This is a genomic window from Allobosea sp. 01N443, from assembly GCF_056399325.1.
Map to the genome: position 1 here is coordinate 35931 of NZ_JBFTRC010000068.1, position 15602 is coordinate 51532.

General features: G+C 65.8%; 13 protein-coding genes. 2 read left to right on the top strand and 11 right to left on the bottom strand.

Features of this window, described 5'->3' with window-relative positions; translation table 11 throughout:
- Positions 1 to 8: 8 nt before the first annotated feature.
- The 10 genes from alaS to flgB form a co-directional block, all read right to left on the bottom strand.
- Positions 9 to 2651 carry an alanine--tRNA ligase gene (gene alaS / locus AC1DRP_RS17825; RefSeq protein WP_476769137.1) on the bottom strand — a complete coding sequence of 881 codons (2643 nt, stop codon included), beginning with the start codon at positions 2649 to 2651 and terminating at the stop codon, positions 9 to 11.
- A 181-nt stretch (positions 2652 to 2832) separates the two neighbouring features.
- Complete coding sequence (recA, locus tag AC1DRP_RS17830) at positions 2833 to 3879, bottom strand: recombinase RecA (RefSeq protein WP_113514031.1); 1047 nt, start codon at positions 3877 to 3879, stop codon at positions 2833 to 2835.
- A gap of 166 nt (positions 3880 to 4045) precedes the next feature.
- On the bottom strand, positions 4046 to 4525 hold the full coding sequence (locus AC1DRP_RS17835; protein ID WP_441491498.1) for a hypothetical protein: 480 nt from the start codon (positions 4523 to 4525) through the stop codon (positions 4046 to 4048).
- A gap of 57 nt (positions 4526 to 4582) precedes the next feature.
- Positions 4583 to 7084, bottom strand: coding sequence for a cell cycle histidine kinase CckA (cckA, locus tag AC1DRP_RS17840; RefSeq protein ID WP_441491497.1), 2502 nt, complete (start codon positions 7082 to 7084; stop codon positions 4583 to 4585).
- A gap of 75 nt (positions 7085 to 7159) precedes the next feature.
- On the bottom strand, positions 7160 to 8227 hold the full coding sequence (gene flhB / locus AC1DRP_RS17845; protein WP_441491496.1) for a flagellar biosynthesis protein FlhB: 1068 nt from the start codon (positions 8225 to 8227) through the stop codon (positions 7160 to 7162).
- A 9-nt stretch (positions 8228 to 8236) separates the two neighbouring features.
- Complete coding sequence (gene fliR / locus AC1DRP_RS17850; protein WP_069882615.1) at positions 8237 to 8995, bottom strand: flagellar biosynthetic protein FliR; 759 nt, start codon at positions 8993 to 8995, stop codon at positions 8237 to 8239.
- A gap of 74 nt (positions 8996 to 9069) precedes the next feature.
- Positions 9070 to 9336: a flagellar biosynthesis protein FliQ gene (gene fliQ, locus AC1DRP_RS17855; protein ID WP_069879968.1), complete on the bottom strand. Its 267-nt coding sequence runs from the start codon at positions 9334 to 9336 to the stop codon at positions 9070 to 9072.
- 26 nt (positions 9337 to 9362) lie between these two features.
- Complete coding sequence (gene fliE / locus AC1DRP_RS17860) at positions 9363 to 9689, bottom strand: flagellar hook-basal body complex protein FliE (RefSeq protein WP_441506233.1); 327 nt, start codon at positions 9687 to 9689, stop codon at positions 9363 to 9365.
- A 29-nt stretch (positions 9690 to 9718) separates the two neighbouring features.
- Positions 9719 to 10129 (bottom strand): flagellar basal body rod protein FlgC, encoded by a 411-nt coding sequence (gene flgC, locus AC1DRP_RS17865; protein WP_043237671.1) that lies wholly within the window; start codon positions 10127 to 10129, stop codon positions 9719 to 9721.
- A gap of 27 nt (positions 10130 to 10156) precedes the next feature.
- A complete protein-coding gene (flgB, locus tag AC1DRP_RS17870) occupies positions 10157 to 10558 on the bottom strand; it encodes a flagellar basal body rod protein FlgB (RefSeq protein WP_441491493.1) in 402 nt (133 codons plus the stop codon).
- Positions 10559 to 10816: 258 nt separating this feature from the next.
- Between flgB and AC1DRP_RS17875 the strand changes: the two genes are divergently transcribed.
- A complete protein-coding gene (locus tag AC1DRP_RS17875) occupies positions 10817 to 11872 on the top strand; it encodes a hypothetical protein (protein ID WP_476769138.1) in 1056 nt (351 codons plus the stop codon).
- Positions 11873 to 12069: 197 nt separating this feature from the next.
- On the top strand, positions 12070 to 12771 hold the full coding sequence (gene fliP, locus AC1DRP_RS17880) for a flagellar type III secretion system pore protein FliP (protein ID WP_476769140.1): 702 nt from the start codon (positions 12070 to 12072) through the stop codon (positions 12769 to 12771).
- 3 nt (positions 12772 to 12774) lie between these two features.
- Here the strand turns inward: fliP and AC1DRP_RS17885 are convergent.
- Positions 12775 to 15602: hypothetical protein (locus tag AC1DRP_RS17885; RefSeq protein ID WP_476769139.1), on the bottom strand; the 2828-nt coding region annotated here is incomplete at its 5' end.

Genomic DNA, 15602 nt, shown 5'->3' on the forward strand with positions numbered 1-15602 from the left:
GAACCCGGTCAGCTCATCGCGGCTGCGACGGCGTCGAGCGCAGCCTGCGCCTTGGAGCCGTCCGGGCCACCGGCCTGCGCCATGTCGCGGCGCCCGCCACCGCCCTTGCCGCCGAGCTGCTCGGAGGCGGCGCGCACCAGCGCCACCGCGTCGAAGCGCGAGGTCAGATCCTCGGTAACACCGACGACGACGCCGGCCTTGCCGTCCTCCGCGACGCCGACAATGGCGACGACGCCCGAGCCGACGCGAGACTTGGCTTCGTCGGCGAGGCTCTTCAGATCCTTCATCTCGACGCCGGTGACGGCGCGGGCCAGGAGCTTGGCGCCGGAAATCTCGAGGATCGGATCCTCGGCGCTGCCGCCGCCGCCCATGGCGAGCTTCTTGCGCGCCTCGGTGAGTTCGCGGTCCAGTTTGCGGCGCTCCTCGACCAGGGCGGCGAGCCGTGCCTCGGCTTCGGCCGCGGGGACCTTGAGCAGGCTGGCGAGGTCGCGCAGACGCCTGGCATCGGTGTTGAGCTGACGCCGGGCTTCCGTGCCGGTCACCGCCTCGAGACGGCGCACGCCAGCTGCCACCGCGCTTTCGCCGGCGATGCTGACGATGCCGATATCGCCGGTGCGCGAAACATGGGTGCCGCCGCAGAGCTCGACCGAGAAGGCCTTGCCGGCCTCGGTCGTCCCCATCGAGACGACACGGACCTCATCGCCGTATTTTTCACCGAACAAGGCGCGGGCCCCCGAAGCGATGGCTTCGTCGACGCTCATCAGGTGGGTCGCCACCGGCTCGTTCCGCAGCACGGCTGCGTTGGCGATATCCTCGACCTGGGCCAGCTCCGCCTCGGAGATCGGCTTGGGGTGCGAGAAATCGAAACGGAGCCGCTCAGGCGAGACCAGCGAGCCCTTCTGGGCGACATGATCGCCAAGGACGAGCCGGAGCGCCTCATGCAGCAGGTGGGTCGCGGAGTGGTTGGCGCGAATCGTGCTCCGGCGCGCATGATCGACTGTAAGCTCAGCCGGTGTGCCGAGCTTGATTTCGCCCGAAGTGACCTTGACCGCGTGGGCGAAGATGTCGCCGAGCTTCTTCTGCACATCCGAAACTTGTGCGGCGAAGCCCGCCCCGGTGATTGTGCCGGTATCGCCAACCTGGCCGCCGGACTCGCCATAGAACGGGGTCTGGTTGAGCACGACGAAACCGGTGTCGCCGGCCTTCAGGCTCTCGACTTCCGCATTGTCGCGGATCAGTCCGGTGACAACGCCCTCGGCCGTCTCGGTGTCGTAGCCGAGGAACTCGGTGGCGCCGACGCGGTCGCGCAGCGGGAACCAGAGCTTTTCTGTCGCAGCCTCGCCGGTGCCGGACCAGGCGGCGCGCGCCTTCGCCTTCTGCTGCTGCATCGCCGCGTCGAACCCGTCGAGATCGACGCCGATATCGCGGGCGCGGAGCGCATCCTGGGTCAGGTCGAGCGGGAAGCCATAGGTATCGTAGAGCGTGAAGGCGACATCGCCCTTCAGCTTCTGGCCGGCGCCGAGATCCTTGGCAGCGTCGTCGAGAATCGAGAGGCCGCGTGCCAGCGTGGTGCGGAAACGGGTCTCCTCGAGCTTCAAGGTCTCGGTGATCAGGGCCTCTGCACGCAGCAGTTCGGGATAGGCCTGGCCCATCTCGCGGGTCAGGACCGGCACGAGCCGGTGAAGCAACGGCTCCTTGGCGCCGAGCAGCTGGGCATKGCGCATGCCGCGACGCATGATGCGGCGCAGGACATAGCCGCGGCCTTCATTCGAGGGCAGAACACCGTCGGCGATCAGGAAGGCAGAGCAGCGCAGGTGGTCGGCGATGACACGATGGCTCGCCTTCATCGGTCCGTCGGACGAGACCGATGTCATGTCCGCGATGGCGCGGATCAGGGTCGCGAAGAGGTCGATCTCGTAATTGTCATGCGTGCCTTGAAGCACGGCGGCGACACGTTCCAGCCCCATGCCGGTGTCGATCGAGGGCCGCGGCAGATTGGTGCGGATGCCGCCGGCGGCCTCCTCATACTGCATGAACACGAGGTTCCAGATCTCGATGAAGCGGTCGCCGTCCTCATCGGGCGAGCCTGGAGGGCCGCCGGGGATATGGTCGCCATGGTCGTAGAAGATCTCGGAGCAGGGGCCGCAGGGGCCGGTGTCGCCCATGCGCCAGAAATTGTCCGAGGTCGGAATCCGGATGATCTTCGAATCCGAAAGTCCGGCGATCTTCTTCCAGAGCGCGTGCGCCTCGTCATCCTCGGAATAGACCGTGACGGTCAGCTTTTCCTTGGGCAGGCCGAACTCGCGCGTGACCAGCGTCCAAGCGTGGGTGATCGCCTGCTCCTTGAAGTAGTCGCCGAAGGAGAAGTTCCCCAGCATCTCGAAGAAGGTGTGGTGGCGCGCGGTGTAGCCGACATTGTCGAGGTCATTGTGCTTGCCGCCGGCGCGCACGCATTTCTGCGCCGACGTGGCGCGCTGGTAGGAGCGCTTTTCCTGTCCGGTGAAGACGTTCTTGAACTGCACCATGCCTGAATTGGCGAACATCAGCGTCGGGTCGTTGCGTGGCACGAGCGGGCTCGATGGCACCACCTCATGGCCGTTCGCCTTGAAATAATCGAGGAAGGTGGACCTGATTTCGTTGACGCCGCTCATCGCAATTCGAACTCTGCTTCAGGATGGGTGGCCGGGCGGGCCTGCTGGTTGGGATCGGTTCTAGTCAGCGGCTTTGCACCTGTCCAGAATTCCCGTGACAAGGCCTTGGCGCATAAAAGAAACGGGCGGCCCCGAAGGGCCGCCCGCCAAAAATACCCTGCCGCTGGCGCGGAGATAAGGCTCAGGCGTCGCCCTCGTCGAGATCATCGTCGGTCGGTGTCGCCTCATCGAGGATGCGATCGGCAACGAGGCCTGAATTCTGCCGGATCGTGGCCTCGATGCGCGCCGCAACGTCCGGATTGGCCTTGAGGAAGGATTTGGCGTTCTCGCGGCCCTGGCCGAGGCGCTGGCTGTCGAAGGAGAACCAGGCTCCGGCCTTCTCGACCATCCCGGCCTTGACGCCGAGGTCGATCAGTTCGCCAACCTTCGAGATGCCCTCGCCGAACATGATGTCGAACTCGACCTGCTTGAAGGGCGGCGCCACCTTGTTCTTGACGACCTTGACGCGGACCTGGTTGCCGGTGGCCTCGTCGCGCTCTTTCAGCGTCGAGACGCGGCGAATGTCGAGGCGCACGGAGGCGTAGAATTTCAGGGCGTTGCCGCCGGTCGTGGTCTCGGGCGAGCCATACATCACGCCGATCTTCATGCGGATCTGGTTGATGAAGATGACCATGCAGTTCGAGCGCGAGATCGACGCGGTGAGCTTGCGCAAGGCCTGGCTCATCAGGCGCGCCTGGAGGCCGGGCTGGACATCGCCCATCTCGCCTTCGATCTCGGCGCGGGGCGTGAGGGCCGCAACGGAGTCGACCACCAGCACGTCGATGGCGCCGGAGCGAACCAGGGTGTCGGTGATCTCGAGCGCCTGCTCGCCGGTATCGGGCTGCGAGATCAGGAGGTCGTCGAGATTGACGCCGAGCTTGCGGGCATAGACCGGATCGAGTGCGTGCTCGGCATCGACGAAGGCGCAAACGCCGCCCTTCTTCTGGGCTTCGGCAATGGTGTGGAGCGCAAGCGTGGTCTTGCCGGAGGATTCTGGTCCGTAGATTTCGATGACGCGGCCCCTGGGGAGGCCGCCGACGCCGAGCGCGATATCGAGCCCGAGCGAGCCGGTCGAGATGGTCTCGATCTCGATCGCCTGCTGGTTCTTGCCCAGGCGCATGATCGAGCCCTTGCCGAAAGCCCGTTCGATCTGCGAGAGCGCCGCATCGAGCGCCTTAGCCTTGTCCATCGAAGAGCCTTCCACGAGCCGGAGATTTGCCTGATTCACAACGTGCGCTCCTTATGGCAGGGGCGCGATCACTTCTCAATGTGCGCCGTGAGCAAATATGGTCACGGTTTGTTCCTGTCTTCAAGTTCTTTTTTTGTTCTCATTCATCGCCTCCCTGCAGAGCTGTTCAAGCCCGGCTGTCGCCCTTCGCTTGCATGGCCCGGATCTGCATCGCGTTGCCGAGCCGCTCCAGCTCCAGGGTGTAGCAGTAGAGCGCGAAGATGACGGCGATGAGGAGCGCCCCGCGCCAGCTCAGATCGAGATAGCCAAGATCGAGCTCCGGGACGTGCCGGAGATAATAGAGCGAGAACAGAGCGCCGCCGAAGATGAAGCCGATCCGGGCTGCGAAGGAGACGAAGTGGCCGATCACCAGGCCGCCATAGGTGGCGGGGATGGTCACATGACGCAGGCGCCACCAGTAGCAGGCCTGGCCGATCAGGACCGCGAGCGCGGTCTGCAACGCGCTGCCGCGAGTGGCAGTCATGATCGTTCCGATATTGTCGATCAGCAGGAGGAAAATGCCCCGCACATTGGCGAGCACGACGATCGCACACAGGGTTTGGGCGAGAAGCAGGATCAGGTATCTGCGTGAGTTCCCGTCCGACATCGCGCTGCCCGCATCGTTCGTGGACGCCGCGCCTCGCTACCTGCGCGGCCTCGCGCCTCAGCTCATCGCGGCCTTCACTGTCTCGACCAGCTGCTTCATCGTGAAAGGCTTGGGCAGGAAGTGGAACTGCTCGCCTTCCGGCAGGTTCTTGCGGAAGGCCTCCTCCGCGTAGCCGGAGACGAAGACGACCTTGGTGGCCGGGTTGCGCTGACGTAGCTCGCCAAGCAGGGTCGGGCCGTCCATCTCGGGCATGACCACGTCGGAGACGACGAGGTCGATCTTGCCGTCATGCTTGAGGAAGATATCGAGCGCCTCCACGCCCGAGGCCGCTTCGTGCACGGTATAGCCGCGCGAGATCAGCATGCGGGCATTGAGCGCACGCACCGCGTCCTCGTCTTCGACCAGCAGGATGACGCCGGCGCCGGTATGATCGGCTGCGACCTTCTTGGGCGCTTCCTTGGCAGCGTTGTCGGCGGCGATCTCCTCTTCCGTCGGCACGTGACGAGGCAGGAAGATGCGGAAGGTCGTGCCCTTGCCGAGGGTCGAATCGACGAAGACGAAGCCACCGGTCTGCTTGACGATGCCATAGACCATGGAAAGGCCGAGCCCCGTGCCCTTGCCGACCTCCTTGGTGGTGAAGAAGGGCTCGAAGATCTTGTCGAGATGTTCGGCCGGGATGCCGGTGCCGCTGTCTTCGACTTCGAGCATGACATAGTCCGCGGTGGGCAGGGCCTGATGGCCGAACCCGGCGCATTCTTCCGCTGCGACGTTGCGCGTGCGGACCTGCAGCTTGCCGCCGTCCTGCATGGCATCGCGCGCATTGACCGCGAGATTGACGATGACCTGTTCGAGCTGACCGAGATCGGCCTTGACCGACCAGAGGTCGCGGCCCTGGCGAATGTCGAGCGAGACCTTGTCGGCGACGACGCGCTTCAGCATCAACGAGAGATCGGAGAGCACGTCGCCGAGCTCGAGCACCTGCGGGCGCAGCGTCTGGCGGCGCGAGAAGGCGAGCAGCTGCCGGACCAGCGAGGCCGCCCGGTAGGCGTTCTGCTTGATCTGCATGATGTCCGGGAAGGACGGGTCGGTCGGCTTGTGGCTGGCGAGCAGGAACTCGGACGCGTTGATGATGACCTGCAGCACGTTGTTGAAATCGTGCGCGATGCCGCCGGCGAGCTGGCCGACAGCCTGCATCTTCTGGGCCTGGTCGATATTGTCCTTGAGCTTGCGCTCGGAGGTGGTCTCCAGCGCATAGACGATGGCGCGCTCACCATCGCTGTCCTCGGTCGCTGCGACCGGAGAGAGATAGAGTTTGGCCGAACGTCCGTCCTCGCCCGAGAGATTGGCATCGAGCGGGGCGATGTCGCTGCTGCCGGCCATGGTCGCTGCGAGCGCCTCGTCGAGGCTGCCGGGCGCGACGAGATCCTGGATTGTCGCGGGCTGGCGGCCCTGCTGCGTCAGCCGGGTGAAGGCGGCGTTGGAGCGCAGGATCGCGCCGTTGCGGTCGACAGTCGCGATCGCCATCGGTGTCGAGTGGAAGAAGCGGGCAAAGCGCACTTCGGCATCGCTGCGCCCGTCGGACCCGGCTTCGCCGGTCGTCCGGTTGAGCACGAGCGTGCGTGAGGGGCCAGCGCGGCTGTCGCTGCCGAAGGCAACCTGATGATGCAGCCTGACCGGCAGGGTCGTGCCATTGCGCCGGCGCAGATCGACATCGAGGACCTCGACGCGGACATCGCCGGGCTGCCCGCGAATGGCCTGGATCAGGGCAGCCGCGTTCGAGGTTGCGATGTCGTCGAGATGCAGTCCGCCCGAGCCGAAGCGGGCGAGGTCATAGTCGAGCCAGCCCGAGAGCGTGGCATTGAGATAGGGCACTTCGCCATCGGCGTCGATCGAGAGGAAGCCGGCCGGTGCGTGATCGAGATAGTCGATCGCGTGCTGGAGTTCCTGGAAGGCGTTCTCCTGACGCTCACGCTCGGGCGTCACGTCCGAGACGCTCCAGAGCATGGCGGCCTTGCCCTCGCGGCGCACGGGGGATACCCGGATTCGATACCAACCGACCGTGTCGCGACCGTTGAGGGCGGGCTCGAGCCGGACTTCCTCCGCCAGCCGGCGGCCTTCGCGCGCGGCGGTCGCCAAACGGTAGATCGCTTCCGAGACCTCCGGGCGGCCGGTAAACAGGCGTTCGACCGGCTTGATGTCGCTGGCTCCGCGGGCTCCGGCGAGCGCCAGATAGGTTTCGTTGGCGTAGACGATGCGGTTCTCGCCCTCGGTGACGACGACGCCGTCATCGGCGCTGTCGACGATGGCTTTGGTCAGGTCATTGCGCGCTGCGCGGCCCGAAAATTGAACAAGGCCAATAGAAAAGGCAAAGAGGCCGAAGACACCGATCACTGAAAGCAGGGCCAGCAGGCCCAGGATCAGCGGCTGCGCCCATTCATTGGCGATGAAGCCGAGCGCGATCGCGGCTCCGACGAGCAAGCCGGCGACAAGCAGGATCAGGCCGATACGGCCTGGCTTGTCGGAGCGATCGATCGCGGTTGTCGCCGTGGTTCCGCTCATGCGGCTGGTCCGTCCCGTTTCACGCCTCCTCGCCGCCAGCGAGGGGCTTAGCGCGCAGGTCGCGCAGATTGCGAGTTAGGCGCGCCTACCCTTCAGGCGCAAGACGTAACCGATGACTTCGGCGACGGCCTGATAGTGTTCGACAGGAATTTCTTCGTCGATATCGACCGTCGCATAGAGCGCGCGGGCCAGCGGCGGGTTCTCGACGATCGGCACGCGATGCTCCCCCGCGACCTCGCGGATCTTCAGGGCAAGCGCGTCGACGCCCTTGGCGAGGCAGAGCGGGGCGCCCATGCCCTGCTCGTATTGCAGCGCGACGGCGAAGTGGGTCGGGTTGGTGATGATCACGGTCGCCTTGGGCACCGCGGCCATCATGCGTTTCCTGACCCGCTGCGCGCGGATCTGCCGCAGCTTCGCCTTGACCTCGGGATTACCTTCGGAGTTCTTGAACTCCTCCTTGAGCTCCTGCTTGGTCATGCGCTGACGCTGGTACCAGCTGAAGCGCTGATAGACGAAGTCGCCGATCGCGATCACTGCAAAGAGCGCGAGCACGCTCGCCATCAGCTTGATCGTCAGCGACAGCGTCGCCGGCAGCATCGCGGCGACACTCATCTGCGCGAAGCTCTCGAGCCGGTCGTGCTCCTTCCAGAGCGTCAGGCCGACGGCGGTGCCGATCAGCAGGATCTTGGCGAGGCCCTTGGCGAAATTGACCCAGGCCTCCTTGCCAAAGATCCGCTTGGCCCCAGCCATCAGCGAGATCCGGCTGAATTTCGGCATCAGCGGCTCGAAGGTCCAGAGCGGCTTGTGCTGGATCAGCGCACCGGCAAGCCCGGCGCAGAGGATGAAGGCGAAGGGCAGGCCGAGCGCCATGAAGCCCGTCATCACGCCCTGCTTGGTGACGTTGAAGAAGGCCTCGCCGCTGGAAGGCACCTGATGCGCGTTCATCAGGAAGGAGCGCAGGGAAAGCGCCGCACTGCTCGCCGACCAGCCGGCTCCGACCAGCAGCGCCAGTGTGAAACCGCAAAGGACGAAGAAGGTGCCGATCTCCTGCGAGCGGGCGATGTCGCCCTTCTCGATCGCCTGGTCCAGCTTTCGCTGGGTCGGGTCTTCTGTCCTGTCCTCGTTGTCGGCGTCCTCTGACATCGCCGCTCCTCAGTTGCCGGTGAACTGGCGAAGGAAGTTGCCGAGATCCTCGAGGAAGACGCCCATCATCACGCCGACGACGGCGAGCAGCACGAGCATGCCGCCGAGGATCGAGGCCGGCACGGCGAGGAAGAAGACCTGAAGCTGCGGCATCATCCGCGCCAGCACGCCGAGCCCGAGATTGAAGAGCAGACCGAAGACGATGAAGGGCGCGGAAATCTGAACGGCGAGGGCGAAGCCCTGCGTCGCCGCACGGATCGCCAGGGTCATCATGTCTCCGACATCCGGAAAGCCGCCAGGCGGCAGGAGCCGATAGCTTTCATGAATCGCCGCGATGGCGACGTGATGGAGGTCGGTGACCAGGATCAGCGTGATGCCGAGCATCGTCAGAAAGTTGCCGATCGACGGGTTCTGCATGCCTCCGGTCGGATCGACCGTCATCGCGAAACCCAGGCCCATGGTCTGGGCCACGATCGCGCCGGCGCTCTGCAGGCAGGCCATCACAAGGCGCACGCTGAGCCCGATGGTCAGTCCGATCAGGAGTTCGCTGATGAGAAGGCCGACCAGCGCAGGCATGTCGCCGGGCGGGGTGATGATCGTGCGCGCCATGGGGACGATCATCAATGCGATGAAGAAGGCCAGCGACAGACGCGCGCGTGAGAAGATGAAGCGTTCGCCGATGCCGGGCATCAGCATCACGAGGGTGCCGACACGCGCGAAGACGAGCACGAAGAGCGCGCCGATCTCGGGCAGGATCGCGATCTGCATCGTGCCGGCTGGGCCCCTGCGCCACTCGGGACGCCACTGCGGCAGCCCCAGAGCCGGTCGCGGCAGCGTAAGGTTCATTCGCCCGTGGCGATTCGGACGGCGACCCGCCCCATATAGCCTGCAAGCGCATCGCCCATGAACGGCAGAAACAGCATCATGGCGGCAAAGACCGCAACGATCTTGGGGACGAAGATCAGGGTCTGCTCCTGAATCTGCGTCAGGGCCTGGACGAGCGAGACGGCGAGGCCGACCCCGAGCGCGACCATCATCAGCGGGCCGCCGGCCTTGAGGAAGACGACGATGCCGTCGCGCGCGACGTCGAGGATGGCGCCTGAGGTCATGGTTTGCGTCCTGATCGAGCCGGGAATCAGACCGGCATCCGCATGATTTCCTCATACGCTGCAATCACGCGGTCGCGAACCGCAACCAGCGTTTCGATCGCGGCCTCGCTTTCCGCGACGGCCGTGACGACATCGACGATATCGGAGCGGCCGGCGGCCACGCTTGCGGTCTGGATGTCGCTCTTGCGGCCGGCATCGGCGGTTGCTTCCAGCGCCTTGCCGATCAGCGAGGAGAAATCCGGCATGCCCGCGCTGGCGCCGGCGGCCGCACCGAGCGGCTTGCGCATCAGGTTGCCGGCGCCGAGACCCTGCGTCGAGGCGTAAGCGCCGGCGGCGAAGCTGGATGTGGCCATGGTGCGAGGTTCCGTTCCGCTGGCGCCGATCAGACGCGCAGGATGTCGATGGTGCGCTGGATCATCCGGCGCGTGGAGGAGATCAGGTTGAGATTGGCCTCGTAGCTGCGCTGTGCCTCGCGCATGTCCATGGTCTCGACCAGCGAGTTCACGTTCGGCATGCTGACATTGCCGGTGGCGTCGGCTGCGGGGTTGCCGGGCTCGAATTTCGTCCGGAAGGCGCTTTGGTCACGCTGGACGCGGCCGAGATCGACGACCTGGGCTTCGAGCTCACGGTCGACCCGCCGCTGGAACGTCGGAATCTTGCGGCGGTAGGGATCGACGCCGGCGCGATCCGGTCCCGAATCGGCGTTGGCCAGGTTCTCGGCGATGATCCGCATGCGGCCGGACTGGCTGCGCAGGCCCGATGTCGCCACCGCGATGCTCTTGAGAAGATCCATGAGGCTGCTGCTCCTGCGTCCGCTGCCTTAGCGGCCCTTACCGATCGCGATCTTCATCAGTCCGAGGCCCTTGCTGTAGAGCGAGGCGGCGAGCTGATAGTCGGACTGGTTCTGGGCCACCTTCATCATCTCGTCCTCGAGATTGACGCCGTTGCCGTTGGGAGTGACCTCGAAGCGGGGTGCCTTGGCGGTATCGAATCCATTGCGCTGTCCGGAGGGGCCCATATGGCCGGCAGAGGTCTGGGCCAGCGAGACGCCGGACGAAGCCGTGCCGATGGCCGGCGCCTTGAGATCCATCGGGCGGAATCCGGGGCTGTCGGCGTTGGCGACATTCTCGGACAGCACTTTTTGCCGGGACTGGTGCCAGTGCATACGCGTCTTCAACGCCTGCATCAGGTTTCCGCCAGCGCCTAAGGCATTGCCAGACATGGAGTTTGTCCCGTTTTCTCAGGGGATGGCCGTGATCGGAGCCGCGGAGCGATTCCGTCCTGACAGTCGATCCACTGGGAAAATATTGCCGGGTGCTTGGTTAATTTCGCGTTAAGATTCACGAATCCGGTGAACCAAATTAACCAAGTGCTAACCCTGTTTCCCGAAATTGCGGGCGTTATGCTATAGCCAACGTGTTGAACCTTGGGTGGAATTGCGGTCCGCCAAGGGCTGTCGCCGTCGCACATGAGGCAAACCTTGCAGACGTTGTTTGGCTTCGAACTCTCGACCGGCCTCCGCTGGATCATTGCATTCGCTATCGTCCTGATTCTGGTGGCGCTCTTCGCCTTCCTGCTGCGGCGCATCACCGGCGGGCGACTCAGGATAGGAGGGCAGGGCGGTGGCCGCGCCCGGCAACCGCGCCTCGGGGTGGTCGATATCCATGACCTCGACCGGCAGCGCCAGCTCGTGCTGATCCGGCGCGACAATGTCGAGCATCTGGTGATGATCGGCGGCGCGTCCGACGTGGTGGTCGAGACCAATATCGTGCGCGGCAGCAGCGGCGGACGGATTGCGGTACCGGCGCAGGCCGAGGCCCCGGTCTTTGAACGCCCTCTGGCGATCGACCCGGCGCTCGGTTTCGAGGCTCTTCGCGCCGATCTGCAGGAGGAAACGCGTCGCGCCTCTCCGCCGCCGCAGCCGGCCGCCCCGCAGCCGGATAGCCTGCCGCCGCTGCCGCATCGTACCCCTGGGCCTGTTTCGCGCGTCGAACCGGCTGTGGCACCGGCAGGCGCTGCAGCGGCTGGCATGGCCGGTCTCGCGGCAGGAGCTGCGATTGTGGCCTCACAGGCTCCGAATTTCGGGCGCAATCAGGCTCCCGCRCCAAGCGTGAGTTCCGATGAGCTTGACGATATGGCCCGTCAGCTCGAGGAGGCGCTGAAGCGTCCGCATTCGGCTGTCCGGTCGTCCCAGGCGCCGGCGACCCCGGTTCCGGACGTCGTTCTGCCGGTGACGCCGCCTGCGCCGGTCAAGCCTGAAGAGCCGAAGCCCGCAGCAGCCGCGCCGGTTCTCGCTCCGGACGACGCTCTGGAGGTCAGTGAGGACGAGGCCGATACGGAGGCCGAGGCAGAGATCGCCGAGTCAGAGACCGAGGCCGAGCCAAAGCCTGAGCCGTCCTCTGTTCCCGCCGCCGAAGAGCCGAAGGCCGAATCGAAGCCGGAGGAGAAGCCCATTCAGATCGATCCGTTCTCGGTCGATGCGATCGAAGCCGAGTTCGCGCGACTGCTCGGGCGTGATCCGAAGTCGAAGTCCTGACCGGACGGGCGTGATCAACAGGATTGTCGGGCTGCGACGATCCTGATGCCGCCGGCTTGGTTGCCCTGGCGGACATGGGCGCCCTAGCGTCGTCTCGCCCGATCGGTTGAGTCGGGCTTTGATGGCGGCTTTGCGTGATCCTGACCCTGACGGATGCGAGATGGCGTCGCGGTTGCCGCGTCGCTTGTGCCGGCGCGATGGTCGCGCTTGCGCTCTGCGAGCCGGCTCGGGCGCAAACGCTTTCGCTTGATCTCGGGCAGGGTGGGGGCGTCGCCGAACGGGCGCTGCAACTCATCGCCGTCATCACGGTGCTCTCCCTGGCGCCGTCTATCCTGATCATGGTGACGTCGTTCACGCGGATCGCGGTCGTGCTGTCCCTGCTGCGCTCGGCCATCGGCACGCAGACCGCGCCGCCCAACGCCGTGATCGTCGGGCTGGCGCTGTTCCTCACCGGCTTCGTGATGGCGCCGACATTGCGCGAAGCCTATCGCGTCTCGGTCGAGCCGCTGGTTGCCGGGCAGATCCAGCCCCAGGAGGCCTATAGTCGCGGCGTCGTGCCCTTCAAGGCGTTCATGCTCAAGCATGTCCGCGAGAAGGACCTGATGCTGTTCATCGAGATGTCGCGGGAGCCCCGCCCGACGCAGCCGGAAGATATCCAGATCCAGATTCTCGTGCCGGCATTCATGATCTCGGAGCTGCGCCGGGCGTTTGAAATCGGCTTCCTGCTGTTCGTGCCATTCCTCATCATCGATCTCGTCGTGGCCTCGATCCTGATGTCCGTCGGCATGATGATGTTGCCGCCGGTGACGGTCGCGCTGCCGTTCAAGCTGATCTTCTTCGTCCTGGTGGACGGCTGGGGCCTCGTCACGGGATCGCTGATCAAGAGTTACGGAACGTAGCGGTCAACCGCGGCCTGGCGCTGCGCCCGGGCTCGCCTCGGCGCCGGTCGAGCTGGGTGGTGCTGCCTGTTCGGGCTCGGCTTTGGGCCGGCTGCGCACAGCGCTTGAATAGGCCGGATAGCGCTCGCGATAGGCCCTCATGAACTCCGACAGGTTGTCGGCACCGGAAACGGCGCGCGCCATCTCGCGTATATCGGCGGCATTGGCACGGTTGGCCCCGGTCGCGAAGGCGAAGGTGCGAGCATCCGTGCTCTCGGCCATCTTGGCGGCGAATTTCGTGCGCAGCCGGTCGAGCGACAGAGCCTCGTTCGACATCACATAGGAGACGGCGGCGCGCATCACGTCGGCGCGCTCACGCTCGTTCAGCGGCGCGTTACCGCGCCAGCTTTCGCCCAAAATGCGTTCATGCGCTTCGCCAGCGTCGCGCCAGCGGCGGCCCGTCCAGTAAATATCCGAGCGCAGCCGGTCGACTTCCGGACCGCGCTCGATTTCGAGCATCTCGAGCGCCTGGTCGGTGCGCGAGAGATCGGAGAGGGCCTTCGCCTCGAGCAGGAGCCGCGCCCGCTTGACGTCTCCCGGCAGTTCGATCAGCCGCGTCGAGGAGATCGCCTGCAGCGCTTCGGCTGGCTTGCCGTTCATCAGCGCGATCATCGCAAGGCGTGCAGCCATCGTCGACCGCGCGGCGCCGGTCAGGCGGGCCTGCATCTGATAGCGCAGAATCTCGCTCGCCTGGTCGAGCAGGTCGAGTTCCACCAGCCGGTCGGCGAGAAGGCGGGCGATTTCGTCGCCGCGCCGGCCGATCGGCAGGAATTCCTTGAAGTCGTAGAACAGGGCCAGCGCTTCGATGCGCGGCAATTGTTCCTGCGCTGCGTCGCGATTGCTGAAGATCTCGGCGAAGCGCTGGGCCGTTTCATCGTGAAGGCGGCGCGTCAGCGGATTGTCGGGGTAGTTGTTGTTGGCGCGGCGCGCGATCTGGAAGGCGTCACGCCAACGGTGCTGCGCGGTATAGAGCCGGCCGAGCTCGGACAAAGCCTCGATCTCGATCTCGCCGCCGCGCCAGATGATCGACACCGTCTCGAGCCTGCGGGTCGCCTCATCAGGCGAAATGTCCTGGCGTTTCTCGGTCTGCACCAGCCGGATGGCACGCAGTTGCGCCTCCGCTGCGACTGGCCTGCTGGCGGCCTCGAATAGCGGCTTGTAGCCGTTCAGCGCGGCCTCTGGGCGACCGCTGACATCATCGAGCATGGCGCGAAGGAGTGCGAGCTCCTCCTTGTCCACAAGATCGCGCGGCAATTCCGAGAGCCGCTCGATCTGGCGCTCGGCCGTCGTCATATCCTGCATGGCCATGGCTGCGCGCGCCATCGCCGGGCGGAACTGCACCTGCAGATCATCCGGGTAGCCGTCGAGCGTCGCCTCGGCGCGCCGGAAACCGGCAAGCGCCTGGGCCTGGCGCCCRAGCCGCTGTTCGATCAATGCGCGCCAGAGCCCCGCCTCGGCATCTTCCTTGAGCGGGCCGGCCTCGAAGGAAGCGAGAGCCTCGGGGGTACGGTGCATCTTCGCCGCGATCACACCCTTCAGGAACAGAGCCTCGCGATTGCCGCGCATGGCGGCATCGTCGGCCAGCATCGCCTGGAGAGGCCCCGCGGCCTCCGGCATCAACCCGTTTGCGGCATAGAAGCGGGCGAGAGCCAGCCGTGCTTCGGATTTGCGGCTGCGCGAGGCGTCGGCGACATCGCGCAGCAGCTCACGCGCACGTTCACGGACGGCTGCAACGCGCAGCTTCGCCCAGAGCTCCGGGCTCAGCAGGGGCGGGGGCGCCGCGACCGGCGTCTTCGTCTTGTCTTCCTCGCTCTGCGGAAGATCGAGGGTGACGGTCAGGCCGCCGGCGCGCCCGATCAGCGCTTGCTCGGTGCCGGCGCGGACGACGATGTCGTCGGAGCGCGGCATGATGGCGAGGCCATGGGCGGTCTGCATCAACCCAAACTCGACGAAGCGATAGGGCTTGGTCACAGCCCGCGTTGGCCCCAGCGCGGTTGCGATGGCCATGGGCATGCCCGCGGTCCCGCCCTCGATCCAATGCACGCCGGTCATGCCGGGCAGGGGAATGGCGAGGATCGTCTGGCCGCGCTCATCGACCGTGCGTGCAGGGGCGACAGGGTTCGTCGGCTTGCCTGCCTGCTCACCGAAGCCGAGCGTCCAGCCGGTGCCGTCATCGCTGAAGCGCACCAACTGCTGGTTGGACAGGCGCAGCCGGACCAGCGTGGCCTTGCCTTCGCGCGTGACAACGGCTTCCTCGATCAGCTCCGGAAGCATCTGCCGAAAGCTCGCGGGGTCGATCGTGTCGCGGGTGTCGAAGACGAGAGTCACCAGGCCGGCATCGACGAAGGCCGCAGCCCCGGTCGGGCGCGGGAAGCGGAAATCGATGCGGCTGCCATCCGGGCCCGCCGATGACTGGATCTTCACGAGCTGAGGCGTCGGGTCGATGGCCGGCGCGGTAGGCTCTGCGGCTGGCTTGGCGACTGGAGCAGCTTGCTGTGGTGCCGGTGCCTCGCTTGCAGCTGCCGGCTTGACGGCAGGGGCGGGCGGCTTGTCCGGCTGATCGGCGGCACTCGCCGGGAGCCCCGTCAGGCTGAGCACGCCGGCCTTGGCCGGCGGCAGCAGATCGACGACGAGGCGGTCGTCGTCGCGGAAGCTGCGAGCCTGCCAGTCCTTGGGCAGGGAAAGGTCGAGCTGGGTATTCTCCGCACCGGTCTCGGTCGAGACGAACCCGACCCGTTCTGGCAGGGCCGACCGGATCGCGGAGGGCTCCACCGTGAGCGATTGGTCGAAGG

Coding starts and splice junctions, on each gene's coding strand:
- fliR (WP_069882615.1), bottom strand. CDS start 8,995: ATGCAGATCGCGATCCTGCCCGAGATCGGCGCGCTCTTCGTGCTCGTC.
- recA (WP_113514031.1), bottom strand. CDS start 3,879: ATGGACAAGGCTAAGGCGCTCGATGCGGCGCTCTCGCAGATCGAACGG.
- AC1DRP_RS17835 (WP_441491498.1), bottom strand. CDS start 4,525: ATGTCGGACGGGAACTCACGCAGATACCTGATCCTGCTTCTCGCCCAA.
- fliE (WP_441506233.1), bottom strand. CDS start 9,689: ATGGCCACATCCAGCTTCGCCGCCGGCGCTTACGCCTCGACGCAGGGT.
- fliP (WP_476769140.1), top strand. CDS start 12,070: ATGGTCGCGCTTGCGCTCTGCGAGCCGGCTCGGGCGCAAACGCTTTCG.
- fliQ (WP_069879968.1), bottom strand. CDS start 9,336: ATGACCTCAGGCGCCATCCTCGACGTCGCGCGCGACGGCATCGTCGTC.
- flgC (WP_043237671.1), bottom strand. CDS start 10,129: ATGGATCTTCTCAAGAGCATCGCGGTGGCGACATCGGGCCTGCGCAGC.
- cckA (WP_441491497.1), bottom strand. CDS start 7,084: ATGAGCGGAACCACGGCGACAACCGCGATCGATCGCTCCGACAAGCCA.
- flgB (WP_441491493.1), bottom strand. CDS start 10,558: ATGTCTGGCAATGCCTTAGGCGCTGGCGGAAACCTGATGCAGGCGTTG.
- flhB (WP_441491496.1), bottom strand. CDS start 8,227: ATGTCAGAGGACGCCGACAACGAGGACAGGACAGAAGACCCGACCCAG.